26 protein-coding genes are annotated in these 26207 nt (G+C 70.9%); 14 read left to right on the forward strand and 12 right to left on the reverse strand.

The annotated features are described in order from the left end of the window. Positions 1-2: 2 nt before the first annotated feature. The gene (gene rocD / locus OG242_RS20090; RefSeq protein WP_405899471.1) at positions 3-1208 is read right to left on the reverse strand and encodes an ornithine--oxo-acid transaminase; all 1206 of its coding nucleotides are present in this window, start codon (positions 1206-1208) and stop codon (positions 3-5) included. 237 nt (positions 1209-1445) lie between these two features. Between rocD and OG242_RS20095 the strand changes: the two genes are divergently transcribed. From OG242_RS20095 to OG242_RS20115, 5 genes are all read left to right on the forward strand, one after another. Further along, positions 1446-1874, forward strand: a complete 429-nt coding sequence (locus OG242_RS20095; protein ID WP_405899472.1) for a hypothetical protein — start codon at positions 1446-1448, stop codon at positions 1872-1874. Continuing rightward, on the forward strand, positions 1874-3232 hold the full coding sequence (locus OG242_RS20100; protein ID WP_405899473.1) for a hypothetical protein: 1359 nt from the start codon (positions 1874-1876) through the stop codon (positions 3230-3232). Before OG242_RS20095 ends, OG242_RS20100 begins: the two co-directional genes overlap by 1 nt. A 4-nt stretch (positions 3233-3236) precedes the next feature. After that, positions 3237-3800, forward strand: a complete 564-nt coding sequence (locus tag OG242_RS20105; protein WP_405899474.1) for a hypothetical protein — start codon at positions 3237-3239, stop codon at positions 3798-3800. 4 nt (positions 3801-3804) lie between these two features. Beyond that, positions 3805-4818 (forward strand): tryptophan--tRNA ligase, encoded by a 1014-nt coding sequence (trpS, locus tag OG242_RS20110; RefSeq protein ID WP_405899475.1) that lies wholly within the window; start codon positions 3805-3807, stop codon positions 4816-4818. 106 nt (positions 4819-4924) lie between these two features. Continuing rightward, complete coding sequence (locus tag OG242_RS20115) at positions 4925-5518, forward strand: 2'-5' RNA ligase family protein (RefSeq protein WP_405899476.1); 594 nt, start codon at positions 4925-4927, stop codon at positions 5516-5518. A gap of 7 nt (positions 5519-5525) precedes the next feature. Here OG242_RS20115 and OG242_RS20120 read toward each other — a convergent pair whose 3' ends face one another. Together OG242_RS20120 and OG242_RS20125 are read right to left on the reverse strand one after the other, a co-directional pair. Then, on the reverse strand, positions 5526-6314 hold the full coding sequence (locus tag OG242_RS20120; protein WP_405899477.1) for a decaprenylphospho-beta-D-erythro-pentofuranosid-2-ulose 2-reductase: 789 nt from the start codon (positions 6312-6314) through the stop codon (positions 5526-5528). A 31-nt stretch (positions 6315-6345) separates the two neighbouring features. Continuing rightward, a complete protein-coding gene (locus OG242_RS20125) occupies positions 6346-7689 on the reverse strand; it encodes an FAD-binding protein (protein ID WP_405899478.1) in 1344 nt (447 codons plus the stop codon). Between the two features lie 140 nt (positions 7690-7829). On the opposite strand from OG242_RS20125, the gene OG242_RS20130 reads away from it, so the two are divergent. After that, on the forward strand, positions 7830-8786 hold the full coding sequence (locus OG242_RS20130; RefSeq protein WP_405899479.1) for a YihY/virulence factor BrkB family protein: 957 nt from the start codon (positions 7830-7832) through the stop codon (positions 8784-8786). Here OG242_RS20130 and OG242_RS20135 read toward each other — a convergent pair. Continuing rightward, positions 8734-10005 (reverse strand): D-alanyl-D-alanine carboxypeptidase family protein, encoded by a 1272-nt coding sequence (locus OG242_RS20135; RefSeq protein WP_405899480.1) that lies wholly within the window; start codon positions 10003-10005, stop codon positions 8734-8736. The two genes, OG242_RS20130 and OG242_RS20135, sit on opposite strands and share 53 nt — an antisense overlap. Positions 10006-10126: 121 nt before the next feature. Here OG242_RS20135 and OG242_RS20140 point away from each other — a divergent pair, with 121 nt between their 5' ends. From OG242_RS20140 to OG242_RS20150, 3 genes are all read left to right on the forward strand, one after another. Continuing rightward, on the forward strand, positions 10127-10372 hold the full coding sequence (locus OG242_RS20140; protein WP_202542706.1) for an SCO4848 family membrane protein: 246 nt from the start codon (positions 10127-10129) through the stop codon (positions 10370-10372). Between the two features lie 64 nt (positions 10373-10436). Continuing rightward, the gene (locus tag OG242_RS20145; RefSeq protein ID WP_405899481.1) at positions 10437-11708 is read left to right on the forward strand and encodes a metallophosphoesterase; all 1272 of its coding nucleotides are present in this window, start codon (positions 10437-10439) and stop codon (positions 11706-11708) included. A gap of 198 nt (positions 11709-11906) precedes the next feature. Then, positions 11907-13460, forward strand: coding sequence for an ABC transporter substrate-binding protein (locus OG242_RS20150; RefSeq protein ID WP_405899482.1), 1554 nt, complete (start codon positions 11907-11909; stop codon positions 13458-13460). A gap of 23 nt (positions 13461-13483) precedes the next feature. Here OG242_RS20150 and OG242_RS20155 read toward each other — a convergent pair whose 3' ends face one another. After that, positions 13484-14209, reverse strand: coding sequence for a TetR family transcriptional regulator (locus OG242_RS20155; protein ID WP_405899483.1), 726 nt, complete (start codon positions 14207-14209; stop codon positions 13484-13486). A gap of 119 nt (positions 14210-14328) precedes the next feature. Between OG242_RS20155 and OG242_RS20160 the strand changes: the two genes are divergently transcribed. Next, positions 14329-14838, forward strand: a complete 510-nt coding sequence (locus OG242_RS20160) for a MarR family winged helix-turn-helix transcriptional regulator (RefSeq protein WP_405899484.1) — start codon at positions 14329-14331, stop codon at positions 14836-14838. Between the two features lie 93 nt (positions 14839-14931). Here the strand turns inward: OG242_RS20160 and OG242_RS20165 are convergent, their stop codons facing one another. The 5 genes from OG242_RS20165 to OG242_RS20185 form a co-directional block, all read right to left on the reverse strand. After that, the gene (locus OG242_RS20165) at positions 14932-15708 is read right to left on the reverse strand and encodes a succinate dehydrogenase iron-sulfur subunit (RefSeq protein ID WP_018101096.1); all 777 of its coding nucleotides are present in this window, start codon (positions 15706-15708) and stop codon (positions 14932-14934) included. After that, complete coding sequence (gene sdhA, locus OG242_RS20170; RefSeq protein ID WP_405899485.1) at positions 15708-17462, reverse strand: succinate dehydrogenase flavoprotein subunit; 1755 nt, start codon at positions 17460-17462, stop codon at positions 15708-15710. Before sdhA ends, OG242_RS20165 begins: the two co-directional genes overlap by 1 nt. A 30-nt stretch (positions 17463-17492) precedes the next feature. Continuing rightward, on the reverse strand, positions 17493-17966 hold the full coding sequence (locus OG242_RS20175) for a succinate dehydrogenase hydrophobic membrane anchor subunit (RefSeq protein WP_073964328.1): 474 nt from the start codon (positions 17964-17966) through the stop codon (positions 17493-17495). Positions 17967-17971: 5 nt separating this feature from the next. Beyond that, positions 17972-18352 carry a succinate dehydrogenase, cytochrome b556 subunit gene (gene sdhC, locus OG242_RS20180; protein ID WP_026242571.1) on the reverse strand — a complete coding sequence of 127 codons (381 nt, stop codon included), beginning with the start codon at positions 18350-18352 and terminating at the stop codon, positions 17972-17974. Between the two features lie 243 nt (positions 18353-18595). Next, positions 18596-19099, reverse strand: coding sequence for a 2-oxo-4-hydroxy-4-carboxy-5-ureidoimidazoline decarboxylase (locus OG242_RS20185; RefSeq protein ID WP_405899486.1), 504 nt, complete (start codon positions 19097-19099; stop codon positions 18596-18598). Positions 19100-19415: 316 nt separating this feature from the next. Between OG242_RS20185 and OG242_RS20190 the strand changes: the two genes are divergently transcribed. The 3 genes from OG242_RS20190 to OG242_RS20200 all read left to right on the forward strand — a co-directional run bounded on the left by OG242_RS20190 (position 19416) and on the right by OG242_RS20200 (position 22679). Further along, positions 19416-21011: a beta-N-acetylhexosaminidase gene (locus OG242_RS20190; RefSeq protein ID WP_405899487.1), complete on the forward strand. Its 1596-nt coding sequence runs from the start codon at positions 19416-19418 to the stop codon at positions 21009-21011. 225 nt (positions 21012-21236) lie between these two features. Continuing rightward, positions 21237-21944: a DUF4328 domain-containing protein gene (locus tag OG242_RS20195; RefSeq protein WP_405899488.1), complete on the forward strand. Its 708-nt coding sequence runs from the start codon at positions 21237-21239 to the stop codon at positions 21942-21944. A 153-nt stretch (positions 21945-22097) separates the two neighbouring features. Then, a complete protein-coding gene (locus OG242_RS20200) occupies positions 22098-22679 on the forward strand; it encodes a hypothetical protein (RefSeq protein WP_405899489.1) in 582 nt (193 codons plus the stop codon). Positions 22680-22753: 74 nt separating this feature from the next. On the opposite strand, the gene OG242_RS20205 is transcribed toward OG242_RS20200, so the two are convergent. After that, on the reverse strand, positions 22754-24001 hold the full coding sequence (locus OG242_RS20205) for an MFS transporter (RefSeq protein WP_405899490.1): 1248 nt from the start codon (positions 23999-24001) through the stop codon (positions 22754-22756). 82 nt (positions 24002-24083) lie between these two features. Between OG242_RS20205 and OG242_RS20210 the strand changes: the two genes are divergently transcribed. Next, on the forward strand, positions 24084-25061 hold the full coding sequence (locus OG242_RS20210) for a DUF5937 family protein (RefSeq protein WP_405901667.1): 978 nt from the start codon (positions 24084-24086) through the stop codon (positions 25059-25061). 64 nt (positions 25062-25125) lie between these two features. Here OG242_RS20210 and OG242_RS20215 read toward each other — a convergent pair whose 3' ends face one another. Continuing rightward, positions 25126-26178, reverse strand: coding sequence for a zinc-binding dehydrogenase (locus OG242_RS20215; protein WP_405899491.1), 1053 nt, complete (start codon positions 26176-26178; stop codon positions 25126-25128). Positions 26179-26207: the final 29 nt, after the last annotated feature.

A 26207-nucleotide genomic window follows, 5' to 3' on the forward strand; every position in this document is an offset into this window, starting at 1 on the left:
GCTCAGCCCCGCAGGACCTCGCGCAGCTGCTCAAGCCCCCAGTCCAGGTCCTCCTTGCCGATCACCAGTGGCGGGGCGATCCGGATCGTGGAGCCGTGGGTGTCCTTCACCAGGACCCGGCGCTCCATCAGCCGCTCGGAGATCTCCCGGCCCGTGCCAAGCTCCGGATCGATGTCCACGCCCGCCCACAGCCCGCGTCCCCGTACGGCCCGCACCGCACCCCCGCCCACCAGCAGCCCCAGCTCCCGGTGGAGGTGGTCGCCCAGCTCGGCGGCGCGCTGCTGGTACTCGCCGGTGCCCAGCATGTCGATGACCTCCAGCGCCACCGCGCAGGCCAGCGGGTTGCCGCCGAACGTCGAGCCGTGCTCCCCGGGCCGGTACACCCCGAGCACCGCCGCCGACGACACCACCGCCGACACCGGCACCACCCCGCCGCCGAGCGCCTTGCCCAGGAGGTACATGTCGGGGACGACGCCCTCGTGCTCACAGGCGAAGGTCTTCCCGGTCCGGCCGAGCCCCGACTGGATCTCGTCGGCGACGAACAGCACGTTCCGCTCGCGGGTCAGCTCCCGGACCCCGGCGAGATAGCCCGGCGGCGGCACCAGCACGCCCGCCTCGCCCTGGATCGGCTCGATCAGCACCGCCACGGTGTTCTCCGTCATGGCCTCGCGCATCGCGGTGAGGTCCCCGTACGGCACGATCTCGAAGCCGGGGGTGTACGGGCCGAAGTCGGCGCGGGCCTCCGGGTCCGTGGAGAAGCTGATGACCGTCGTCGTCCGGCCGTGGAAGTTGTCGGCGGCGACGATGACCTTCGCCATGCCGTCCGGGACGCCCTTGACCCGGTAGCCCCACTTGCGGGCGGTCTTCACCGCGGTCTCGACGGCCTCCGCCCCGGTGTTCATCGGGAGCACCATCTCCATGCCGCACAGCTCCGCCAGGCGCGTACAGAACTCGGCGAACCGGTCGTGGTGGAAGGCGCGGGAGGTGAGCGTGACCCGCTCCAGCTGCGCCCGCGCGGCGTCGAGCAGCCGGCGGTTGCCGTGGCCGAAATTGAGCGCCGAGTATCCGGCGAGCATGTCGAGGTAACGCCGGCCCTCGACATCGGTCATCCAGGCCCCGTCCGCCGTGGCGACGACGACGGGCAACGGGTGGTAGTTGTGCGCGCTGTGCGCCTCGGCGGAGGCGATGGCGTTTTCCGTGGTCGACACGGGATCTCCGATCGTCGTGCGGCGTGGGCCGGTGTTGGGCCCACTTTGTATCGTCGGTCGGTTCTCCCGCGAGGAAACCTTCGGTTCGCGGCGCGCCCGCGTATTCCCCTGCCGTGGGGCGTGGGCCGATGCCCGGGCCTCCCGCAGTCCGAGGCCGAAAGACCTCTTGCGCCTACGGACTGTGCGGGTAGCGTTACACCACGCTGCCGATGGGGATGCGTTTGCAAAGGGGGATGCATGTCGTTCGGGGAGGACGGGGCGCGGCTCAAGGCGGATGCTGTGCCTCGCGAGGAGGTGGCTCCGGTGCGGCTTGCCTCTGCCGAGCCCGGACCCCTCACCGCTTGGAGCACGACGGGAACGGATTTAGGGCTGGCGGACGGGCCGATACGGACCAAGGCATCCGGAATGCGCACGACGAGCTCCGAAGCCAATGAGAAGTCGAAGCTCGACGACGCGGAAGCGGTGGGGAAGCTGCACTCCGGCTGGTTCGCCGGCGCCGCGAGCAACGACTGCGTGGCTGCCTGGCAGAGGCATCTGCACGGACTCGGCGAGCTTGTCGAGGACGCTGCCGCTGCCTTGACCACGGCGATGGACAGCCAGATCGGCGAGGACGTATCCCTTGCCCAGCGGCTCAGGGCCCAGGCCGACTGGCTGGAGGATGCCTGATGGTTTCCGTGGGCGAACTGAGCAGCGCCCAACCCGGTAAGTGGCGAGATGCCGCCGACGACGCAATCGCAGCCGCGAAGCAGTGCGAAGGCATCAGTTCCTACGCCCGGGACGAAGTCGCTTCCACTCTCGGGCAGTGCTGGGTGGGGGACACCGGGCGCGCGGCACGCGGCCGTTTCGTGAAGCACGCCGACGACTACGAGGCGGCGTCCATGGCGCTGCGCGCCATGGCAAGGGCCTACGACGGCCTTGCCGACGACATCACCGACGCCCAGCGGGACCTGACCGGCGCCCTCGACTACGCCCGCACCCATGAGCTTAAGGTCGACGACAGCGGGCGGGTGCGGCTGACCAGGACCGTGGCCGTACCGCCAGGCAGCACGGAGCACCTGGAACCACTGCTGCACGCCCAGGGCATCATCGACGACGCCCTGGCGAAGGCGAGCCGTGCCGATGTCGATGCGGCGCGAGCCTTGCGGACCGTCGAAGGGCTCACGGACATCGCCGACCCCGAGCTCGTCAAGGAGGCGCTCGACGGCGCCAGCCCCTTGAGCATCGCGCTGCGTCTGGCCGGTGGAACGGACGGGCTGCACCCGGTCAACGTGTCGCCCGCCCAGCTGGCCGCGGTGGACAGAGCCGCCCGCGAGACGGGCATGAGCAGAAAACTGCTGCTCGCCATCCTCTGGCAGGAGCAGCAGTGGTACCAGAACCACAACCCCAGCCTGCGAGGGCCGCTCAGTTCGTTCGGCCGGTTCTTCGACTGGTCCCTTCAGCAGACCATCAAGCCGGACAAGTCGCTCGGCATTACGCACATGAAGCTGGAGACCGCGAGGGCGGTCATCCACAACAACCGGGAATCGTTTACGCTCTCGGACGGCACGAACCTTGAGGACCTCAACGACTCTCAGCTCACCAAGTACATCGAGGAGAACCCCGATGACGACATCCGGCTGAGCTCCTACTACCTCCGGGATTTGCAGGAACGTCCATACGGTTCTGAGACCGACAAGCAGCTGTTCACGCTCTATGCCGCGGACACCCCGGACGTCCGGGAGAGGAACGAGCAGTACGGTGACGAGTCCGGAGCGCGAGGGGCCGACATCAAGGTACGGGGGGAGAACTGGGACAGGCTCGAGCCCCACCTCGACGACGCGATGGCCTGGGACGCGCTGAGCGACGAGGAGCGCGCCAACGCGATCCGGCAACTGGAGTCGGACACACCCGCCGGACACCATGTTTCCATCGAGCCGATCTACGCGGCAGGCGGTCCCACGACAGGGACCGGCAGCGGTGCCCCCGAACCAGGAGCGCCGTCACCCAGCCCCGGACCGCCGCCAACACCCCCTGGGAACAACTGAATAGATGAAGAAGACGAGCTTCATTCTGGCGGCCCTCGTTCTTGGTGTCGGCCTCACTGCCTGCGGCCCGGCGGATACCAACAGTTCCCGTCCGCGCACTCCGATGCCCAGCAGTGTCCCCACCGAGCCGGTGTTTGCTACGGCGGACGATGTGATGGAGGCCATGGGTGACGGTGGGCTTGAGTGCAGGCTTCTCCGTCGCGCACGGGCCAACTTCGGCTCGGGACTCGACTGCGTCGCCGAAATCATGGGCACGGAGGTGGAAAACCAGATCCATGTACTCGACCCTGCCAGATTCAGCCGTGACGACATCGGAAACTCCATCGCCGGCAGGCGCGAGGTGTACAAGCACACGATTGTGGCTGCGGGCAACTGGTACATCCGGGTCACCTATCCCGTTTTCGCCCCACAGGTCGCCAAGGCCCTCAAAGGTGTCGTCCTGCCGCCCACAGGCCGGGGCAGCGGAGCTGAGAACGCGGACCGCGCCGTGTCCCCGAGTGCCCGCCCGGCTTGCTCAGGTCTTTCCTCCACCGGCTGCCCGAGAAGGCCCGCGCACCTGAGACAATGACTCCATGGCCTCTGAACGTCCCCGTGTGCTCTCCGGAATCCAGCCCACCTCAGGCTCGTTCCACCTCGGCAACTACCTCGGCGCCGTGCGCCAGTGGGTGGCCCTGCAGGAGTCCCACGACGCCTTCTACATGGTGGTCGACCTGCACGCGATCACCGTCCCCCAGGACCCCGCGCAGCTGCGTGCCAACACCCGGCTCGCAGTCGCCCAGCTGCTCGCCGCCGGGGTCGACCCCGAGCGCTGCACGCTGTTCGTCCAGAGCCACGTCCCCGAGCACGCCCAGCTCGGCTGGGTCATGAACTGCCTGGCCGGGTTCGGCGAGGCGTCCCGGATGACGCAGTTCAAGGACAAGTCCGTCCGGCAGGGCGCCGACCGGACCACGGTCGGCCTGTTCACCTACCCGATGCTGATGGTCGCCGACATCCTCCTCTACCAGGCCGACGAGGTGCCGGTGGGCGAGGACCAGCGCCAGCACCTGGAGCTGACCCGCGACCTCGCGGAGCGGTTCAACGGCACCTACGGCGACACCTTCACGATCCCGGACCCGTACATCCTCAAGGAGACGGCGAAGATCTTCGACCTCCAGGACCCGTCGTCGAAGATGAGCAAGTCGACGGCGAACCCGAAGGGCCTGATCAACCTCCTCGACGAGCCGAAGGCCACCGCCAAGAAGGTCAAGAGCGCCGTCACCGACACCGACACGGTGGTCCGCTTCGACCGCGCCGGGAAGCCGGGCGTCAGCAACCTGCTGACCATCTACTCGACGCTCACCGGTGCGTCGGTGCCGGAGCTGGAGCAGAAGTACGAGGGCAAGGGCTACGGTGCGCTGAAGACGGACCTCGCCGAGGTCATGGTCGACTTCGTCACACCCTTCCGCACCCGCGCCCAGGAATACCTGGACGACACCGAGACGCTGGACTCCATCCTGGCCGAGGGTGCCGAGAAGGCGCGGGCCGTGGCGGCGGAGACCCTGGCGCTCACCTACGACCGGATGGGTCTTCTGCCGGCGAAGCACTGAGTCCAAGGACCCTGGCGGCGGGGCACCTGTAGGCGGCACACTTGCGGCGTGATGCTTGCGGCCGTCCGTGGCTGAAAACAGACCACCGAGGATTGAGGAGAACGACGTGGGGACCGTAACGCTCGGCGTTTCGATCGCGGTCCCGGAGCCCTACGGCAGCCTGCTCCAGGAGCGGCGCGCGAGCTTCGGGGACCCTGCCGCACACGGCATTCCCACCCACGTCACCCTCCTGCCGCCGACCGAGGCGGAAGCGGCCGACCTGCCCGCGATCGAGGCGCACCTCACCTCGATCGCGAACGGCGGCCGCCCCTTCCCGATGCGGCTGTCCGGCACCGGCACCTTCCGCCCGCTCTCGCCGGTCGTCTTCGTCCAGGTCGTCGAGGGCGCCTCGGCCTGCTCCTGGCTCCAGAAGCGGGTACGGGACGCCTCCGGGCCCCTCAGGCGCGAGCTGCAGTTCCCGTACCACCCGCACGTGACCGTCGCCCACGACATCTCCGAGGCGGCGATGGACCGGGCGTACGCGGAGCTCGCCGACTACGAGGCGTCCTGGATCTGCGGCTCCTTCGCCCTGTACGAACAGGGGCTCCTGGACCGCGTCTGGCGCAAGATCAACGAGTTCCCGTTCGGAGCGGGCGGCACCGGCCCCGCCGTCCCCGCGCAGAGCGGCAGCTCCCTGGACGCCCCGTCCCTGCGCCCCTAGCGGGGTCCTAGACCGGCAGGCGCCGGAACAGCGGCCTCGGCACGTGCCGCAGCGCCGACATCACCGCGCGCAGCGCCCCCGGCACCCACACCGTCTCCGACCGCCGCCGCAGCCCGGTCACGATCGCGTCCGCCACCGCCCCCGGCGTCGTCACCAGCGGCGTCCGGGTGAACGGGATCGTCGCCAGCGGCCCACCGGCGCCCCGGACCGCTGCCGCGTCCGGGACCACGAGCCCCGGGCGCACCACCATCACGTGCACCCCCGTGCCGTGCAACGCGTCCCCGAGGCCCTGTGTGAACACGTCGAGGCCCGCCTTGCTCGACCCGTAGATGAAGTCGGCGCGCCGGGCCCGCTCACCGGCCACCGAGGACAGCACCACCAGCGAACCGTGCCCCTGCGCCTGGAGCGCGCCCGCGCACACCAGACCGGCTGAGACCGCGCCGGTGTAGTTCGTCTGCGCGACCCGGACCGCCGCGAGCGGTTCCTCCTCGTCGCGCTCCTGGTCGCCCGGGATGCCGAACGCGAGGAGCACCATGTCGATGTCGCCCTCGGTGAAGATCTTGCCCAGGACGGTCTCGTGGGACTCGGTGTCCAGCGCGTCGAAGGCCACCGTCTGCACGTACGCCCCCCGGTGGCGCAGGTCCTCCGCCGCCGCCTCCAGGGCGGGCGATGGGCGGCCGGCCAGCCAGACCGTGCGGGTGCGGTGGGCGATCAGGCGGCGAGCGGTGGCGAGCCCGATCTCCGACGTGCCGCCGAGGACGAGCAGGGACTGCGGGGCACCGAAGGCATCCTTCACGGGAACGCTCCTTGGAAGGGGAAGAGGGGATCTACAGCGACAGCCGGCGGGACAGGTCCGAGCGGAACGCCCCATTCGGGTCCAGCTCGGCCCGCAGCGCCCGGAAGTCGGGCAGCCGCGGGTACATCGCGGCGAGCGCGTCGGGGCGCAGCCGGGCGTCCTCCGTCAGGGAGACCCGGCCGCCCGCCGCCGCCACCTCGCCGTCCAGGGAGTCGAGGAAGCGGGAGAGCCCCGGCAGGCCGGCCGGCAGGTCGAGGGCGAGGTTCCAGCCGGGCGCGGGGAAGGACAGCCAGCCGGGGCCGCCCTCGCCGCACCGCCTGAGCACCGCCCGGAACGAGGGGCACCGGCTGCGGGCGATCCGGCCGACGACCCGGCGCAGCGTCTCCTCCTGCCCGTGCCCGACCAGGAACGCGTAGTGGACGCGGCCGCCGGTGGGGGAGACGCGGTTGCTGTGGGGCGTGGCGTCCAGGGCGTGGAAGAAGGAGGCGAGCGACCGGAGTTCGCCGGTGCGGGACCGGGGCGCCGAGCGGTAGCCGATCTCGTTGAGCGCGGTCGCGGACAGCCGCCCGAACAGGCCCGGCAGGAACGGAAGGCCGGTGGGGCGGCGCGCCGGACGGAGCGCGAGCGCGGCGCGCCGGGCGGGCGCGGGGAGCGCGTGCGCCGGGACGTGGTCCGCCCGGACCAGGACGCCGCGCCCGGTGGCCCGGCCCCGGGCGGTCAGGTCGATCCGGGCGTACTCGTAGGGGCGGTGGCCGCCGCGCGTCATCCGGGAGAGCAGGTCGTCGAGCCCCGGGGCGCGCTCGGTGTCGACCGACATCAGGGAGGTGGTGACCGGGCGGAACCGGAGCGTCGCCGAGAGGATCACCCCGGTCAGGCCCAGGCCGCCGGCGGTCGCCTCGAAGAGCGGGGTGCCCGGCCGGACCGTACGCACCTCGCCGTCGGCGGTGAGCAGCGTGAACTCCGTGACGTGGCGGGCGAAGGAGCCGGCCGCGTGGTGGTTGTCGCCGTGGGCGTCGGAGCCGATGGCGCCGCCGACCGTGACGTAACGCCCACCGGGCACCACCGGCAGGAACCAGCCGAGCGGCAGCATGACTTCGCGCAGCCGGTGCAGGGTCGTGCCCGCGTCGCACACCACCAGACCGGCCGCCGCGTCGATCGCCCGGACGCGGTCCAGGGCCGTCATGTCCAGGACCGAACCCCCGGCGTTCTGCGCCGCGTCGCCGTGTGCCCGGCCCAGGCCCCGGGCGATCGAACCGCGCGGCCCGCAGCCCAGTACGGTCGCCGCGGCCTCCTCGTGACTACGGGGGCGGAAACGCAGCGCGGTCGTCGGGGCGGTGCGGCCCCAGCCGGTCAGGGACACGGTGTCGACAGACATGGAGGTGACCGTATCGTCAGAGATAACACCTTTGAGGGATTTGTTACAACACTCACCGAAATGGGTGATTGAGGGGTCGTCATCTCCTCCACCCCGCAGCGGGTTTCGGTTTTACCGGCCCCGAGGGGTAGTCGTGACACATGGACTGGCTGAAAAAACTCCCCGTCATCGGGCCGCTCGTCTCCCGGCTGATGGAGACGCACGCGTGGCGCAGTTACGAGACGCTGGTGCGGGTCCACTGGGCCCGGCTCGCCGCTGCGATCACGTTCATCAGCTTCCTGGCCCTCTTCCCGCTGATCGCGGTCGGCGCGGCGATCGGCGCCGCGCTCCTCACCGACAAGCAGCTGAACAAGATCGAGGGCAAGATCGCCGAGCAGGTGCCCGGGATCTCCGACCAGCTCGGCATCGACAACCTCGTCGCCCACGCGGGGACGGTCGGTCTGGTGGCCGGTGCGCTGCTGCTCTTCACGGGCATCGGCTGGATCGGCTCGATGCGGGACTGCCTGCGCGCGGTCTGGGAGATGGACGACCTCGACGAGGGCAATCCGGTCGTCCGCAAGATCAAGGACGCCGGGGTGCTGTTCGGCCTGGGCGGCGCGGCCCTGGTGACCCTCGCGATCTCCTCGGTCGGCTCGGTGGCCGTCGGCTGGGTCGCGGACCTGCTCAACATCCCCGAGAACGGGGCGGGCGGGGTGCTGCTGCGGATCGCCGCGCTGCTGGTCGGGGTGGCCGCCGACTTCCTGCTGCTGCTCTATCTGCTGACCCTGCTGCCCGGCGTCGAACCGCCGCGCCGCCGGCTGGTGGTGGCCGCGCTGCTCGGCGCGGTCGGGTTCGAGCTGCTCAAGCTGCTGCTCGGCAGCTATATGCGGGGCGTCGCGTCCAAGAGCATGTACGGCGCCTTCGGGGTGCCGATCGCCCTGCTGCTGTGGATCAACTTCACGGCCAAGCTGCTGCTGTTCTGCGCCGCCTGGACGGCGACGCCGAGCAAGGAGGACGACCCGGCGGTGGACGCGGAGGAGGACCCCGCGCCCGCCGCCCGGCGCGTCACAGGCGGGAACGGCGACGCATCAGGTCCGGCAGCGGCCAGCGCCGGTTGACCAGGAACACCCCGCCGGCCAGCAGGACCAGCACGCCGCCGACGACGCCCAGCGCGATCCCGGCCCCGCTGGAGCCGTCGGTGGCGGCCGCCGCCTGCGCCGCACCGGCCGCGTGCTCGCCCTTGCTCCCGGCCGGCGTGTCCGCCTCGGCGCCCTTGCCCGCGCCCTCGGTGTCCGAGCCCTCACCGACGACCGCGGACTTCGGCGGGACCAGCTCACCCACCGCGGTCACCTTGCCGTTCGCCGCGAACCCCCAGTCCAGCAGCCGGGCCGCCTCCTTGTAGACCGCGTGGGTCTCGTCGGACGACGGGTGCATGACGGTGACCATGAGGACCTTGCCGTTGCGCTCGGCGACGCCGGTGAAGGTGTTGCCGGCGTGCGTCGTGTAGCCGTTCTTGACGCCCGCGATGCCCTTGTACGCCTCGACGCCGTCGGCCCCGGTGAGCAGCCGGTTGGTGTTCTGGATGCCGAAGGTCTCGCGCTTCTTGCCCTTCTTCTTCTCACCGGGGAACTGCGCGTCGGCGGTCGAGCAGTACTCCCGGAAGTCCGCGTTCTGCAGTCCGTCACGGGCGAAGAGCGAGAGGTCGTACGCGCTGGAGACCTGCTTGGGCGCGTCGTACCCGTCGGGCGAGACCACGTGCGTGTCGAGCGCCTGGAGCTCCACCGCGCGGTCCTGCATGGCCTGGACGGTCTTCGGGACACCGCCGTACATCGAGGCCAGTACGTGCACCGCGTCGTTCCCCGAACGCAGGAAGACCCCGAGCCACAGGTCGTGCACCGTGTAGCTGAGGTCCTCCTTGATCCCCACCAGGCTGCTGCCCTCCCCGAGATCGGCGAGGTCCTCGTCCTTCACCGTGTACTCCCGCGTCTTCGGCAGGAGCGCCGGGTCCTCCAGCAGCGTGTCCGCGAAGAGCATCTTCAGCGTGGACGCCGGGGGCAGCCGCCAGTGCGCGTTGTGCGCGGCGAGCACCTTGCCGGTCTCCGCGTCCGAGACCATCCACGACCGGCCCGTCAGCTTCTTGGGCAGGACCGGGGCGCCGGCCAGGAGGTTGACCTGGGTGCCGGACCGCCCCAGCTGGGCGCCACCGACCTGCGACATATCCGCCGGAGGCTTGGGCGCGTCGTCGTCCCCGCCGGCCGCGGAGGCGGGCGTGACGGCGAAAGCGGACAGCAGAGCGGCAGAGGTGACCGCCAACGCGGCCTTCTTGAGAGCTGGCACGGTCGAAAACGTACATGCAGTTGATGTGAATATATGTACCGGCCGTGTGACCCGCCGGGTGGACCGCCGGGACGGACCACCCCGCCCGAACCCCCCGGAGCGCGGCGGCGATACTGAATCCATGAAGCTCAGCCGCCCGGTCTCCTGGTTCCTGCTCGCCTTCGGGGTGTGGTCGTGGGTCATCTGGGTCACCTTCGCTAAAAACCTGTGGAAGGACGGCAGCGGCCTCGCCTTCGACGACGCCGGTGACCCGACCGCGTACTTCTGGGTGCATCTGCTGCTCGCCATCACGTCCTTTCTCCTGGGGACGGCCGTGGGGTGGATCGGGTTCCGGGGCGTCAGGGCCCTGCGCACCGAGAAGGCTTGAAACCACCGGTCCCGCCGGGGACTGAATCGGGCAGTACCGGGACGAACGGGGCGGGAGAAGCGGCATGCGGGTCGTGGGATTCGCTCTGGCGGCGGTCGCGGTGCTCGCACTGCTCGTGGGAGTCCACCGCTATGTGTGGCGCCGGTTCGTCGGTGACACGACGACACCCGGCAGCCCGTGGCGCCGGGCCGGTACGGTCGCCGCGTACGCGCTGCCGCTGCTCAGCGTCGGCGCCCTGGTCTCCGGCCGCGCGGGTGCGCCCTTCCTGCTCCAGCAGGTGCTGGCCTGGCCGGGGTTCCTCTGGCTGGCCGCGCTGCTCTACCTGACGCTCGCGCTGCTGGTGGGCGAGGCCGTACGGCCCCTGCTCAGGTGGTGGCTCGCGCGTCGAGACGCCGTCGCGCCGGAGCCCCATCCGGAACCCGCGCCGGTGTCCGTACCCGCCTCCGCGCCGGAGGCCGCGCCCGTACCGGAACCGGCGCCCGAGCCCGCGCCGGAACCCGCGCCCGGCGCCCCCTCGCGGCGGCTCTTCGTGGCGCGGGCCGTCGGGGGCGCCGCCGCGGTGGCAGGGCTCGGGGTCACCGGCTACGGGACGTACGGCGTGCTGCGCGGGCCCCGGGTGAAGCGGGTCACGGTGCCGCTCGCCCGGCTGCCCCGGTCCGCACACGGCTTCCGGATCGCCGTCGTCAGCGACATCCACCTGGGCCCGGTCCTCGGGCGGTCCCACACACAGCGGGTCGTGGACGCGGTCAACGGGACGCAGCCCGATCTCATCGCGGTCGTCGGTGACCTGGTCGACGGATCGGTCGCCGATCTCGGCCCGGCCGCCGAACCGCTCGCCGCTCTCCGCGCCCGGCACGGGGCGTTCTTTGTCACCGGCAATCACGAGTACTACTCCGGCGCGGCCCAATGGGTGGATCATGTAAGGGAATTGGGGCTGCACCCGCTGGCGAACGCCCGGGTGGAGACGGGCGGTTTCGATCTGGCGGGCGTCAATGACATCGCCGGCGAGAGCGAAGGACACGGCCCCGATTTCGCCCGGGCCCTCGGGGACCGCGATCCCGGCCGCGCGGTCGTGCTCATGGCCCACCAGCCCGTGGTCGTCGACGAGGCCGTCGAATACGGCGTGGACCTCCAGCTCTCCGGGCACACCCACGGCGGCCAGCTCTGGCCCGGCAACCACATCGCGGAGCTGTCCAACCCCACGGTCGCCGGGCTCGAGCGCTACGGCGACACCCAGCTGTACGTCACCCGGGGCGCCGGTGCCTGGGGCCCGCCCGTACGGGTCGGCGCCCCCTCCGACATCACCGTCGTCGAACTCGCCTCCAAGCGAGCGTAATGACCGATCGGGTGACCGTCGGTGAACCCTCTGTATTCGTCGTAACGGCCGAAGGTTTCGAGTGACAAACAATTGACTGTGAGCCTCTGATCTCCCCTTCCAGATGTGAAAATCGTGTGATTGGCTGAGCGTGAACGTGCGGTGATCTGCGTATCTGAGCGCGACACCGAGGTGGGGCAGTTAAGGGAGAGCACGTCAATGCGGTCGATCCGGCTACGGATTCTCGCGATTTTCGCGGTATTGGTCATCGCAGGCGTGGTCGCCTGGCAACTGATTCCTTCGGACGAGGGGAACTCCGATCCGGTCGTCGTCGGTACGACCGACGCGGTGACCTCGCTCGACCCGGCGGGCGCCTATGACGCCGGTTCCTGGGCGATGTACAGCAACGTCTACCAGTCGCTGATGACGTTCAAGTCGGGCGCGATCGTGCCCGAGCCGGACGCCGCGGAGAACTGCGGCTTCCTCGGCGGGAAGCTGCAGACGTACCAGTGCAAGCTCCGTGACGACCTGACGTTCTCCGACGGCAAGAAGATGACCGCCGAGGACGTCAAGTACTCTTTCGACCGGATGCTGGAGATCAAGACGGACGTCGGTCCGTCGGTCCTCTTCCCCAGCCTGAAGAACGTGGTCACCGAGGGGCGGGTCATCACCTTCAACCTCTCCTCGCGTGACGCGACCTTCCCGCAGAAGATCGCCACGGGCGCCGGCGCGATCGTGGAGAAGGACGCCTACTCGGAGCACAAGCTGCGCGCCGACGACAAGGTGACCGGCTCGGGGCCGTACGTCCTGAAGTCCTACGAGCCCGGCGTCAAGGCCGAACTCGTGCCGAACTCGCGGTACAACGGAGCGCTCACCAAGACCGGCGGCCCGGTCACCGTGCGCTACTACAAGCAGTCCGAGGACCTCCTCGCCGCCTGGAAGTCCGGCCAGGTCGACGTCACGCACCGTCAGCTGCCGCCGTCCACCCTCGCGGACCTGAACCCGGGCGACTCCGACAAGCGCGTCACCGAGGCCGACAGCGCCGAGATCCGCAACCTCGTCTTCAACGTCCGCAAGGACTCCCCGCTCGCCGACCGCCGGGTCCGCCAGGCCATCGCGGCGGTCATCGACCGCGGTCCGCTGGTGAGCGACGTCTTCAAGGGCACCGTCGAACCGCTCTACTCGCTGATCCCCCAGGGCACCATCGGGCACAGCACCCCGTTCTTCGACGCCTACCCCTCGCCGGACGCCAAGCGCGCGAAGGGGCTCATGCAGGAGGCCGGCGTCCAGACGCCGCTGCCCGTCCTGTTCGCCTACCGCGAGGGCGACCAGTACATCGCGGAGACGAAGGAGATCCAGCGTCAGCTGAACGCCACCGGGCTCTTCAAGGTGACGATCAAGGCCGTCGAGTGGACGCGGTTCCAGAAGGGCTACGCGAACGGCGAGTACGACATGTACACCGTCGGCTGGCTCCCGGACTACCCGGACCCCGACACCTTCAGCCAGCCGCTCGTCGGCCGCGACAGCAGCCTCCACAACGGCTACACCAGCAAGAAGATGGACCAGCTGATCAGCGCGACGCTGCAGTACAGCGACCGCAGCCGGGCCTCGGCCGACTTCAAGGAGCTCCAGAAGCTCGTCGGCGAGGACGTACCGCTCGTCCCGCTGTGGCAGAAGAAGGACTACGTCGTCGCCAAGGCTGACGTCTCCGGTTCGCAGTACCTCTCCGACGGCACGGGCGTGTGGCGCCTGTGGGAGCTCGGCTGGATCTGATCTCCGCGACGATGCGCGGGCGGCTAGGACTTCACCGGTCCGGCCGCCCGCGCCGTCGTTTCCGGCAGGAACTCCTCCAGCACCTCGTGCAGCTGGCGCACCAGTGGCCGCAGCACCCGGAACCGGGACAGGGCGACGGCGCGGGCCGCGATCGGTACCGTGCGCGCGACGAGGCGGCGGCTGCGCTCGGCGCCGTCCGTCCGGTCGTACACCCAGAACAGCACCAGGCCCATGTGCGCGAGCCACATCAACTGCGGGAGCAGCGGGGCCAGGTCGGGGTCAGTCCGGGTGGTGGAGCCGGTCAGGCAGCGCTCGTGGAGGGCGATGACCGCCTCGCGCGCGCCGGCCGATTCCGCCGAGAACGGGCTGAGCGGGCTCTCCGGGTCGGCGGCGTTCTTGAAGAACTGGGTGGCGAAGGGGCGGTACGGCTCCGCCACGTCCAGCCAGGCCATCAGCACCCCGCGCAGCCGCGCCGCGAGGTCCTTCTCCTCGTCCAGGACCGGCCGCACCGCCGCGGCGTGCTCGGCGGCGAGCCGGTCGTAGAAGCCCTGGACCAGGTGCTCCTTGGACGAGAAGTAGTAGTAGGCGTTGCCCACGGAGACGCCGGCCTCCTGGGCGATGGCCCGCATCGTCGTCCGGTCGAAGCCGCGTTCCTGGAAGAGCCGGAGCGCGGTCTCGAGGATCAGGGCACGGGTCTGCTCGCTCTTGGGGGCCTTGCCCGTCTTCGCGTCCTTCTCTTCCTTCACCACGGCCCGAGCGTATCCGGGGCGCGGCCCCTACCCGGCCGCGGGCGTCCCGATGGGTCGTGCGCGGGCCACTCATTTCGGTTCCGAAGTATCCATCGGGCGGTGCGCGTAGGCTGAGGCGCATGCAGCGACGCGACTGGACCGACGGGCATGTGGAGCGGTGGAGACCCGTGCTTCCCGAGCTCGACGCGGATGTCGAGGGCGCGGTGACCCGGATGAAGAAGCTCTCCGTTCATCTGCGCCGGGTGCGCGAGCAGGCCCTCGTCGACTTCCACCTGGACCGGCAGGAGTTCGACACCCTGCACAAGCTCGCCGGACGCGGAGGCACCGCGGCCCCCTCCGAGCTGGCCGCCGACCTCGACCTCGCCCCCGCCTCCGTCACCGGCCGGCTCGACGCGCTGGAACGCCGCGACTTCGTCCGGCGCACCCCGTCCACCACGGACCGGCGGCGCGTCGACGTGCAGCTGACCGACGAGGGCCGGGCGACCTGGCTCGGCGCGATGGGCATCCTCGGCCACGAGGAGGAACGGCTGCTGGGCGTCCTGGACAAGAGGGAGCGTGCGCTGCTCAACGACATGCTGCGGCGCGTCATGGTCGTCGCCGAGGACCAGGGCGGCGCCGCCTGGGACTGAGCCGGCCCGTCGGCGCGTCCTCCGCGGGACGCCCGGGCACGGCAAGAGGCCCGGCTCCCTCGGGGGACCGGGCCTCTTCAGGTGCTCGGGGGATCAGAAGCGACGCGTGATCAGCGCGCGCTTGACCTCCTGGATCGCCTTGGTGACCTCGATGCCACGGGGGCAGGCGTCCGTGCAGTTGAAGGTGGTGCGGCAACGCCACACACCGTCACGGTCGTTGAGGATCTCCAGGCGCTGCTCGCCGCCCTCGTCGCGCGAGTCGAAGATGAAGCGGTGCGCGTTGACGATCGCCGCCGGGCCGAAGTACTGGCCGTCGTTCCAGAACACCGGGCACGAGGACGTGCACGCGGCGCACAGGATGCACTTGGTGGTGTCGTCGAAGCGCTCGCGGTCCTCGGGGGACTGCAGACGCTCGCGGGTCGGCTCGTTCCCCTTGGTGATGAGGAAGGGCATGACGTCGCGGTAGGCCTGGAAGAACGGGTCCATGTCGACCACGAGGTCCTTGAGGACCGTGAGGCCCTTGATGGCCTCGATCGTGATCGGCTTCTCCGGGCTCAGGTCCTTGATCAGCGTCTTGCAGGCGAGCCTGTTCTTGCCGTTGATCCGCATGGCGTCCGAACCGCAGATGCCGTGCGCGCAGGACCGGCGGAACGTGAGCGTCCCGTCCTGGTCCCACTTGATCTTGTGAAGGGCGTCGAGCACACGCTCCTTCGGGTCGATCTCGATCTGGAAGTCCTGCCACTGGGCCTCGTCGGAGACCTCCGGGTTGAACCGCCGGATGCGGAACGTGGCCGTGATGTACGGCGAGTCGGCGAAGCCGGCCTCCGGCTCGGGAGCCTTGTCGGCCTTGTCCAGGGTGGGTGTAGCCATCAGTACTTACGCTCCATCGGCTGGTAGCGGGTCTGGACGACCGGCTTGTAGTCCAGCCGGATCGACTCGGTGCCGTCCTCGGCGACCTCGCGGTACGCCATGGTGTGGCGCATGAAGTTGACGTCGTCGCGGTTGGGGTAGTCCTCGCGGTAGTGACCGCCGCGGGACTCCTTGCGCGCCAGCGCCGACGTCGCCATGACCTCGGCGAGGTCGAGCAGGTTGCCCAGCTCGATGGCCTCCAGCAGGTCCGTGTTGAACCGCTTGCCCTTGTCCTGGACGGACACGTCCAGGTAGCGCTTGCGCAGCTCCGCGATCTTGTCGACCGCGGTCTTGATCGTCTGCTCGGTGCGGAACACCATCACGTTGGCGTCCATGCACTCCTGGAGCTCCTGGCGGATCGCCGCGACCCGCTCGGTGCCCGTGGAGTCGCGCAGCCGCTCGACCTGGTCGACGACCTGCTGCGCCGGGTTCTCGGGAAGCTCGATGAAGTCGCTCTTCGCGGAGTACTCGGCGGCGGCGATGCCCGCGCGGCGTCCGAAGACGTTGATGTCGAGCAGCGAGTTGGTGCCGAGGCGGTTGGCGCCGTGCACGGACACGCAGGCGACCTCGCCGGCGGCGTACAGGCCCGGGACGACGGTGGTGTTGTCGGCCAGCACCTCGCCCTGGACGTTGGTCGGGATGCCGCCCATGGCGTAGTGCGCGGTCGGCTGGATCGGGATCGGGTCCGTGTAGGGCTCGATCCCGAGGTACGTACGCGCGAACTCGGTGATGTCCGGGAGCTTGGCGTCCAGCTGCTCCGGCGGCAGGTGCGTCAGGTCCAGGTAGACGTGGTCGCCCTCGGGACCGCAGCCGCGGCCCTCGCGGATCTCCGTGTAGATGGAGCGCGAGACGACGTCGCGCGAGGCGAGGTCCTTCATGACGGGCGCGTACTTCTCCATGAAGCGCTCGCCGTCCTTGTTGCGCAGGATGCCGCCCTCACCGCGGGCGCCCTCCGTCAGCAGGATGCCCATGCGCCAGATGCCGGTCGGGTGGAACTGGAAGAACTCCATGTCCTCCAGCGGCAGACCCCGGCGGTAGCAGGCGGCCTGGCCGTCACCGGTCAGGGTGTGCGCGTTCGACGTCACCTTGAAGAACTTGCCGGTGCCGCCCGAGGCGTAGATGACCGACTTCGCCTGGAAGACGTGGATCTCGCCGGTGGCCAGCTCGTAGGCGACGACGCCGGCGGACTTCTTGACGCCGTCCACCTCGACGACCAGCTGGTCCAGGACGTAGAACTCGTTGAAGAACTCCACGCCCTCCTTGACGCAGTTCTGGTACAGCGTCTGGAGGATCATGTGGCCGGTGCGGTCGCCCGAGTAGCAGGCGCGGCGGACCGGGGCCTCACCGTGGTTGCGGGAGTGACCGCCGAACCGGCGCTGGTCGATCTCGCCCTTGGGCGTACGGCCGAACGGCAGGCCCATCTTCTCCAGGTCGAGGACGGCGTCGATGGCCTCCTTCGCCAGGATCTCGGCGGCGTCCTGGTCGACCAGGTAGTCACCGCCCTTGATCGTGTCGAAGGTGTGCCACTCCCAGTTGTCCTCCTCCACGTTGGCCAGCGCGGCGGCCATGCCGCCCTGCGCGGCGCCCGTGTGGGAGCGGGTGGGGTAGAGCTTGGTCAGCACGGCGGTGCGGCTGCGCTTGGTCGACTCGATGGCCGCGCGCATGCCGGCGCCGCCGGCGCCGACGATGACGGTGTCGTACTTGTGGATCTGCATGGTTTACCTCTGGTCCTTCGGGCCCGGCGCCTAGCGGATGTTCGGGTCGAAGGTGAAGATCACCAGCGTGCCCAGCAGGACGGTGAACACCGTGGCGGTGTACAGCAGCATCTTCAGCCAGAAGCGGGTGTTGTCCCGTTCGGCGTAGTCGTTGATGACCGTACGAAGACCGTTGGCGCCGTGCAGCATGGCGAGCCACAGCATCGCCAGGTCCCAGACCTGCCAGAACGGCGAGGCCCAGCGGCCCGCCACGAAGGCGAAGCCGATCTTGGAGACGCCGCCGTCCAGCACCAGCTGGATCAGCAGGTGGCCGATGACCAGGACGACCAGCACGATGCCCGACAGGCGCATGAAGAGCCAGGCGTACATCTCGAAGTTGGTGCGCGAGCCCTTGGGGGTCTTGCCGGTCCGCTTGCGCGGCGGCTCGATGACGGGGGCCGGGTTGTCGACGTCGTAAAGAGAGACGCCTTCGACGGCGCCGATCGCGGAAGTCTCGGTGGACATGGGCCTCAGCTCCCGAAGAGTTCGCGTACGGCGTGGCCGAGGACGGGGTACAGGGCACCCAGCATCAGCACGATCCAGATGCCCAGCACGGCCCAGAGCATCTGCTTCTGAACGCGCGGGCCCTTGGCCCAGAAGTCCACGGCGACGATGCGCAGACCGTTCAGCGCGTGGAAGAGAATCGCGGCCACGAGGCCGTATTCCAGCAGCGCGACGATCGGCGTCTTGTACGTGGACACGACGTCGTCGTACGCCTCGGGGGAGACGCGGACGAGGGCGGTGTCCAGGACATGCACGAACAGGAAGAAGAAAATGAGGACACCGGTGACTCGATGAGCCACCCAGGACCACATGCCTTCCCGGCCGCGGTACAGCGTTCCAGCCGGCACGGAAGAACCCTCCGGGAGCGGGGATTGGGGTCGGCCGGCTTGACTGTCGGTCTGACCCGGCCGGGTACGGTCCACCGGCCCCGGCCATCGTAGCGACGGATCGTCGGTTCGATCGCGCGGGGGCCTCTGGTGTGATCAAAGTGGCAACGAAACAGGCACGGACGGGCTATGGACAGGCCCCCGGCACCCTGCTGACCCGCGTGTTGACGGGGATATGGGCCCGCGCGGCCCGCCGCCGACCCGTTATCGACTCGATACCAGCACGGTCAGGCGGCCCCGGGCGAGTCGCCGCATCTCGTCCGCCGTGACCGCCCGCTCCCGCTCCTCCTCGTGCGCCAGCCGGGCCCGGATGCCGGCCAGCACCTGGTCCGGGTGCTCGGCGGGCGGATAGCCGTCCAGGCAGATCACGAAGACATGGCCGAACTTGCGTTCGTACTCGGCGTGCGCGGCGGCCAGCGCGAGGTGGGCGGAGCGCGGTGCGTCCGGGCGCAGCCCCGGCGAGACCTCGGCGGCCAGCGCCTCGGTGTGATCGGTGGGCGAGAGGTCGTAGACCGCCTCGTCGGCCGCGGCGAGCAGCGCCTCCGTGTCCGGGTAGGGGCGGTGGGCGGCCAGTCGCTGCGCCCAGCCCCGGCTGCCGAAGCACTCCAGCAGGGCGGCCTCGGCCTCCGGGGCGGGCGCGTCGTTGAACCGGGGCAGGTCCCAGCCGTGCGCGGCGGACCGGGCGGGCGCGCCGCCGCGGTTCTGCACGGGTACGGCGGTGCGCCGGGCGGGCCGGGGCGGCTGCTCGGGAAGGCCGGCGTGGGACTCGCTGGACCTGGTCAGCGTGGGCTCCCGAAATGGAGAGACTGAAGAGACCGAAGGGGCTCAACGCTAGCGAGCGGGGGACAAGGCCGGGCGAAGGATGCGCGAATTTCACTCGGACGGGAGAGTTTCGCGATGCCTGACGAGCGGATGTGTGAGGAGAATGCCCGGTTACCTCCCTACATCTGTGCTGTTTGCTGGCAGTTCTGCTCCCTTCTGCTCCCTTTCTGTCCCCTTCCCCCGAACCGGAGGTTTCTGACTGATGGCTCCCTCACGCGGCGCCCTCCTGGCCGTGACGGCGACGGCCGCGGCGAGCGTCGCTCTCGTCGGCTGCGACGGCTCCGGAACCGCACACCGCAACGGTCCCGAGACGTCCCGTGCGGCGTCGTCACCGTCCCCCACCCCCTCGCCGACCCGGAGCTACCCGCTCTCCGAGACACCCCGCACCATCCCCGCCGTACGGGAGCACACCCCCGCCCACGGGCCCGGCTGGCGGCCCGGCAAGGACAGCGGGGTGGTCATCGCGGACGGCAGCGGCAAGCTCGCCGACGAGGGGAAACTGCTGGCCGGCGAGCTGAAGATCCACTACCGGGGCGAGGTGCCGGCCCGCGCCGGTGACGTCGAGCTGGCCCTCACCCCGAAGGCGTCCGGCGGCCCGGAGTCGTACACCCTGCGCACCGCGAACGGGCGCGTGAGGATCAGCGGCCCCGGCGAGGCGGGCGTCTTCTACGGGACGCGCACCCTGAAGCAGTCGGTGCGGGCCGACGGCACCATGCCCGAGGGCGAGGTGCGCGACCGGCCCGGCAAACCGCAGCGCGGCCTCAACCTCGACATCGCCCGCAAGCACTACACCGCGTCCTGGATCGAGGACCGGATGCGCGAGATGGCCGACCTCAAGCTCAACCAGCTCGGCCTGCACTTCTCCGACGACCAGGCCTTCCGCATCGAGTCGGACAGCCACCCCGAGGTGGTCTCGCCCGACCACCTGACCAAGAAGCAGGTCCGGCACATCCTCGCGCTGGCCGGCCGGCTGCACATCCAGGTCGTCCCGGAGATCGACTCGCCGGGCCACCTCGGCGCGGTGCTGCGCGCCCACCCCGGCCTCCAGCTGCACAACGTCTCCGGCGTCGCCTCGACCGGATCGCTGGACATCTCCGAGCCGGGCGCGGCCAAGCTGATCGACGAGCTGCTCGGCGAGTACGCGGAGCTGTTCGGCGGCACGTACTGGCACCTGGGCGGCGACGAGTACCGGGCGCTGATGGCGAGCAACCCGGCCGCCTCCTACCCGCAGCTCCAGCGCGCGGCGGTCGCGAAGTACGGCTCCGGGGCCGGCATCTCCGACCTCGCCACCGGCTGGCTCAACGACCGGGCGGACGTCGTCCGCAAGCACGGCAAGCAGCCGAAGGCGTGGAACGACGGCCAGTTCCGCGACAGCAAGGTCCGCGCCGACAAGGACATCGAGGTCGAGTACTGGACGGGCAAGGAGTACGGGGCCCGGTCGCCGGAGGAGTACCTGCGCGAGGGCCGCAAGGTCCTCAACCTCAACGACGAGTTCATGTACTACGTGCTCGGCCAGCCCAACGCCTTCGTCTACCCCACCGGCAAGCGGATCTACGAGCTCTGGACCCCGCTCGTCCTGCGCGGCACCACCCCGGTCCCGGCGCGCTACTCGGACCAGATCCTCGGCGGCCGCTTCGCCGTCTGGGGCGACTTCCCGAACGCCCAGACCGCCGCACAGGTCGCCGACGGTATCCGGATGCCGCTGCGGGCGACGGCCCAGAAGCTGTGGGTCCCGGGCAAGCCGAAGCTGAGCTATGCGCAGTTCCAGTCGCTCGCGAAGGAGATCGACGCGGGCTGAGCCCCTGGGAACGCCTCTGACCATGGACAACGCGGCCTGCGGAGCACTACGGTCCGGTGGCCGCGTCGTCCTGGGGAGGGGACGCGCGCTCCATGCGTCGACGTCCGAATCCTGGGGGGTTCCTTTTCCATGCTCTGTTCACTCTGCGGTACGAGAGCGGCCGGCACCGCCGACGGGCGGTGCACCGTGTGCGCCGGCACGCACCGGGCACGGGCCGGTGGCCTGATGCCGACGCCGGCCCGGCTGGACCACCTGCGCTCGCCGGTGGGCCTCGCCAAGGCGGTCTGCGTACTGCTCGGCGCGGTGGCCTTCACGGACGTGCTGGGGGCCGCCGCCGGAATCCACACCCGCATGCTGCTCGTGGACGGGCTGGACGACGGCTTCCTCGCGGTCGACGAGGAGGCGTGGGACCGCGCCGACATGCTGTACCGGGCGGCCGGCAGCCTCCAGACGCTCACCTTCCTGGCGTGCGCCGTCGTCTTCATCGTGTGGTTCCGCCGGGTCCGGCTCAACGCGGAGGTGTTCGACCCGCAGGCTCATTCGAGGCGGCCGGGCTGGGCGATCGGTGGCTGGTTCGTGCCCGTCGGCAACTTCTGGCTGCCGTACCGGGTGGCGAGCGGCGTCTGGACCGCGAGCGCGCCGACCGACACCCCCGGTGGCCGGTCCGCCGCCCCGCGCGGACTGCTGAACGCCTGGTGGGCGGCGCTGGTCGGGACGGAGATCCTGTCCCGGGCCGCCGGCCGCGTCTACGACAAGGCCGAGACCGGGCAGAAGATCATCGACGGGCTCGACATGATCGCGTTCTGCGACGCGCTGGAGATCGCCGCGGCCGTCCTGGCGATCCTGTTCGTCCGCCGGCTGACGGAGATGCAGACCCTGCGTGCGATGACCGGCGCGCTCCCCGTCGAGCGGCCGCCGCTCCAGGCGCACTGAGGCCACGCGCACTGAGGCCACGCGCGCCGGCGCGGCGGTAATCGGCCAGCGGCAGTGACGCTTTTCGGCCATTCGGCGCTGAATGCGATAACAGGAAGCGCTGCGCCCCCTGTGTCCCGGCACGGACACGTACGGGGCCGACGGGAGACGCCGATGAGCCTGCTCGAACTGATCGCCGCCGCCGACGAACGCGGGCTCGCCGCCGGTGCGGCCGCGTGCCTCGAACGCTGTCTGCCCCAGCCCGCCCCGGGCGACGAGCCCGACCCGCTCCGCCCGCTCTGGGCCGGCTGTGCCGACCCCCGGCTCTGGCCCGCCCGGCTCGCCGAGGCCCGCGCCGCACTGGACTCCGTCGCGGGCCCCCTCGCGGACCCCGGCGAGCCGGTCGGGCGCGTCCGGGACCTGCTGGCCGGGGCCCCGGACGACCGGGCGGGCGAGGCGCTGCGCGTCTGGGCCGACGCCTGCTCGGTGCTGGCCCTCGAGCTCCACCTCGGGCACGACGCGACCGGGCCCGCCGCAGCGGACCGGGTGGCCCGCTGCCGCGCGGGCGACCTGTCCGGGGCCGGGCCCCTGCTGGCCGGTGAGGTGGCGCGGCAGGTCCGGATCCTGGAGATGCTCGCGGGCATCGACGACGCCGCCCCCGCCGGCGCCGGGCTCCGCCAGGTGCTCGACGTCTCGACGGAGGGCCAGCGGGTGCTGCGCGCTGCGGCCGCCCGACGGGCCAGGGTGCGGCGCTGAGCCCCGCCGGGCGGGATGGGCGCTGAGCCCCGCCGGGCGGGTGCGGGTGCGGCGCTGAGCCCCGACCGCAGGAGCTACTCAGCCGCCACCGCGGGGGCCTCCGGGGCCTCGGGGGCCTCGTCCTTCTCCTTCTTCTCCTTCTCCAGCTCGGCCGCGCGCCGGTCGATGGCCGGGGCCAGGGCGAGGACCCCCAGCGGGGCGACGACGCCCGCCAGTGCGCAGAACCACCACAGGAAGGCGGGGCCCGCACTGGCGTAGAGGGCGGTTCCCACGGTCAGGGCCAGGAAGCGCGACGAACCCCACAGCCACTGGAAGGCGCCCTGGTAGCGGCCCCGGGCGTGCTCGGGCGCGATGCTCTGGATCGTCGCCGAGTGGATACCGCCGATGGCCGCCTCGCCGACGGACCACACCACGACGGTGGCGGCGTAGGTCCAGACGTCGTGGGCGAGTCCGGTGAGCGCGACGCCCAGGCCGATGAGCCCGGCCGCGCAGACGTAGACGCCGAGCGGCCGGAACTTGTCCAGGACCGTGGTGGCGATGGGCTGGAGGACGACGACCACGACCGCGTTGACGGTGGCCATCAGGCCGAGGATCTTGGGCGAGAGCCCGGCGTCGCGGATGGAGAGCGGCAGGGCCGCCTCGGTCAGCGAGTAGATGGCGAGGGTGATGCCGAAGAGGGGCAGCAGCCCGCGCATCAGCGGGTCGCGGAACACCACGCCGTACCCCCTGGTCGGCCGAGCGGCGAGGGGGATGGACCCCTGCCTGTCGGCGGGCAGCAGGCTCGCGATGATGAACGCGTAGGCGATCGAGCAGGTCCCGTCGACCAGGAAGAGCAGCCAGTAGCCCTCCTCGGCGAGGAATCCGCCGAGGATGCCGGCCCCGGCGCTGCCGATGTTGACCGCCCAGTAGACGAGCGAGAACGCGTTGCGACGGCGTTCCGCGTCGACGGACGCGCCGAGGATCGCGTTGGCCGAGGGGCTGACCATCGTGCCGCAGACGCTGAGGAGGGCGGCCGCGAGGGCGAGCGACACGAGGTTGGGCGCCACGAAGAGCAGACCGTGCGAGACGGCGGTGCCGACGAGCCCGGTGATCATGGTCTGGCGGCGGCTCCAGCGGTCCGCGAGCACCCCGCTGAGCAGCGGGCCCACGAGCGTGCCTATCCCCAGACAGCCCAGGACGTAGGTGACTTGGGAGGTGCTGACGTCCCGTGAGCCGAGGTAGTAGACAAGGAAGGGCACTACCATGAAGCCCAGACGGTTCACGATCGTTCCGCCGAAGATGATCCAGGCGGTGCGGGGGAGGCCCTTGTAGGAGGAGAACATGGCCGCATGATGTGCGGCCTGCGAGGGCCCGGCAAATGATTCAGCGATGACTGAATGGTGGAGGGGATCCGCCCTGGCGGAAATGGAGTTCTCCGCGAGCGACCTGGCGCGCATGCGGTTCTCGATCTCGCCCATGTGGGAGGTCGTGACGAGCTACCGGCTGCTGCGCGCCGCCCGTCCTGCCGCCGTCCACCTCCCCTGGGCCGAGCAGGTGCGCCCCCGTCTCGCGGAGGCCGAGCTGGACCGGGGCTGGCTCGCCGCGCTCATCCCGCCGAGCGGCTACCTCCCGGACTTCCTCAACCCCGCCCCGGCCGGTCACGCCCCCGCGCTGCACGAGGAGCTCGACGCGATGCGGGGCTCGACGGCCGCCGCGGTGCGCCGGGACCTGGAGCACCTGGGGCACCATCTGGGCCGGTCCGCGACGCGGGTGCGGGCGCTGGACGCCGACCCGGAAGGCAGGCTGGCCGAACTCACGGAGGAGATCGAGCGGTACTGGGAGCTCGCCCTCGCGCCGTACTGGCAGCGGATGCGGACCGTCCTCGACGCCGATGTCTTCCACCGCGCGCGCCAGGTCGCCGAGTACGGTGCGGGCGCCCTCTTCAACGGACTGCACGCCAAGATCAGCTGGGACGACAACACCCTGCGGCTCGTCCGCCGTCAGGAGACCCTCCACCGCACGACCAAGGGCGCGGGGCTGCTGCTCATCCCCTCGGTCTTCGCCGGACCGGGCGTGCTCACGGTCGTACGCGGCGAGGAGCCGCTCCAACTGGCCTACCCCGCACGGGGCGTGGGAGTCCTCTGGGACCGGCCCGCCCCCGCACGGTCCGAGGCGGTCACCGCTGTGCTCGGCCGCTCGCGCACCCTGCTGCTCACCGAGCTCCAGGCACCCGCCTCCACCACCGAACTGGCCCGGCGCACCGGCATCTCGCCGGCCGGGGTCTCCCAGTTCCTCACCGCGATGCGCGACGCCGGACTCGTCAGCGCGCACCGCGCCGGCCGGTCCGTGCTGTACGCGCGCACGTCGGTCGCCGACGAGCTGCTCGGTACGCGGCCGGGCTGAACGGCCGCACGCCCCGCCCCGGGGAAGCCCCGGAGCGCGACGCCTTCCTCCTGGATGCGGACGACTAGAAGCGGACGACGACCTTGCCCGTGGCGTCCCCCCGACCGATGCGTTCCAAGCCGTCCGGCACGAGCCGGTCGAGGGTGATGACCTCGTCGAGCGCCGTCGTCGCGATCTTTGGGTGCGCGGTGAGCAGGGACAGCGCCTCGGGGAGATCCTGGTCGCAGATGTGGACCTTGGACGTGTCGAGCGTGATCTCCTCCAGGACCAGCCGGGTCAGGTCGAGCGGCGAGGGGTCGCGGTGGAGGCCGACCAGCCGCACGAGCCCGCCCCGGCACACCGCGTTCATCGCGGTTGCGAGGCCGGCGACCGCCCCCGACGCCTCGATCACCACGTCCGCGCCGTGACCGCCCGTCACCGCGCGGATCGCGGCGCTCGCGTCCTCGCGCGAGGCGTCGATCAGCAGCCCCGCGCCCGCCCGGCGGCCGGTCTCCAGCCGGGCGGCCGAGACGTCCACGCCGACCGTGTCCACCCCCCGGGCCGCGCAGGCGGCCACCGCGAGGGAGCCGATGCCGCCCAGGCCGATCACCACGACCGTCCGGCCCGGCTCGGGGGTGATGCCCCGTACCGCCCGCAGGGCCACGGCGAGCGGCTGCGCCATGATCGCGACGTCGGCGTCCAGACCGCCCGCCGAACGGCTGATCCGGGCCGGGACGTTGACCCGTTCGGCGAGACCGCCGTCCACGTGCAGCCCGAGCGTGTAGTACCGCGCGCAGACGTTGGTCCGGCCCCGTGCACACCAGCGGCACTCCCCGCAGGAGACCCCGGAGCCCGGGACGACCAGGTCGCCCGGTGCGAAGGTGTCGACGCCGGGGCCGGTCGCGACGACCTCGCCGACCATCTCGTGGCCGATGACCAGCGGGCCCTGGTGGCCGCTCGCGAAGTGCGGTTTCGCCAGCGGGATCAGGTGCGGGCCGGAGGCGTACTCCTCGACGTCCGTGCCGCAGATGCTCGCGCGCACCATGGCGAGCTGGATCTCCCCGGGCCCGGGGGCCGGGGGATCGGGCCACTCCTGGACCCGGACGTCGCGCCTGCCGTGGAATACAGCGGCCTTCATGACAGTGGTCTCCCTGGGGACGGGGGGCG

This window comes from Streptomyces sp. NBC_00727, from assembly GCF_045161745.1.
In the GTDB taxonomy this organism is placed as follows: domain Bacteria; phylum Actinomycetota; class Actinomycetes; order Streptomycetales; family Streptomycetaceae; genus Streptomyces.

Bases quoted from the DNA above. Each gene is read 5' to 3' on its own strand.
- OG242_RS20095 (WP_405899472.1), top strand. From the start codon at position 1,446: ATGTCGTTCGGGGAGGACGGGGCGCGGCTCAAGGCGGATGCTGTGCCT.
- OG242_RS20100 (WP_405899473.1), top strand. From the start codon at position 1,874: ATGGTTTCCGTGGGCGAACTGAGCAGCGCCCAACCCGGTAAGTGGCGA.
- OG242_RS20105 (WP_405899474.1), top strand. From the start codon at position 3,237: ATGAAGAAGACGAGCTTCATTCTGGCGGCCCTCGTTCTTGGTGTCGGC.
- trpS (WP_405899475.1), top strand. From the start codon at position 3,805: ATGGCCTCTGAACGTCCCCGTGTGCTCTCCGGAATCCAGCCCACCTCA.
- OG242_RS20125 (WP_405899478.1), bottom strand. From the start codon at position 7,689: ATGTCTGTCGACACCGTGTCCCTGACCGGCTGGGGCCGCACCGCCCCG.
- OG242_RS20130 (WP_405899479.1), top strand. From the start codon at position 7,830: ATGGACTGGCTGAAAAAACTCCCCGTCATCGGGCCGCTCGTCTCCCGG.
- OG242_RS20140 (WP_202542706.1), top strand. From the start codon at position 10,127: ATGAAGCTCAGCCGCCCGGTCTCCTGGTTCCTGCTCGCCTTCGGGGTG.
- OG242_RS20145 (WP_405899481.1), top strand. From the start codon at position 10,437: ATGCGGGTCGTGGGATTCGCTCTGGCGGCGGTCGCGGTGCTCGCACTG.
- OG242_RS20150 (WP_405899482.1), top strand. From the start codon at position 11,907: ATGCGGTCGATCCGGCTACGGATTCTCGCGATTTTCGCGGTATTGGTC.
- OG242_RS20160 (WP_405899484.1), top strand. From the start codon at position 14,329: ATGCAGCGACGCGACTGGACCGACGGGCATGTGGAGCGGTGGAGACCC.
- OG242_RS20165 (WP_018101096.1), bottom strand. From the start codon at position 15,708: ATGGCTACACCCACCCTGGACAAGGCCGACAAGGCTCCCGAGCCGGAG.
- sdhA (WP_405899485.1), bottom strand. From the start codon at position 17,462: ATGCAGATCCACAAGTACGACACCGTCATCGTCGGCGCCGGCGGCGCC.
- OG242_RS20175 (WP_073964328.1), bottom strand. From the start codon at position 17,966: ATGTCCACCGAGACTTCCGCGATCGGCGCCGTCGAAGGCGTCTCTCTT.
- OG242_RS20190 (WP_405899487.1), top strand. From the start codon at position 19,416: ATGGCTCCCTCACGCGGCGCCCTCCTGGCCGTGACGGCGACGGCCGCG.
- OG242_RS20195 (WP_405899488.1), top strand. From the start codon at position 21,237: ATGCCGACGCCGGCCCGGCTGGACCACCTGCGCTCGCCGGTGGGCCTC.
- OG242_RS20200 (WP_405899489.1), top strand. From the start codon at position 22,098: ATGAGCCTGCTCGAACTGATCGCCGCCGCCGACGAACGCGGGCTCGCC.
- OG242_RS20205 (WP_405899490.1), bottom strand. From the start codon at position 24,001: ATGTTCTCCTCCTACAAGGGCCTCCCCCGCACCGCCTGGATCATCTTC.
- OG242_RS20210 (WP_405901667.1), top strand. From the start codon at position 24,084: ATGGAGTTCTCCGCGAGCGACCTGGCGCGCATGCGGTTCTCGATCTCG.
- OG242_RS20215 (WP_405899491.1), bottom strand. From the start codon at position 26,178: ATGAAGGCCGCTGTATTCCACGGCAGGCGCGACGTCCGGGTCCAGGAG.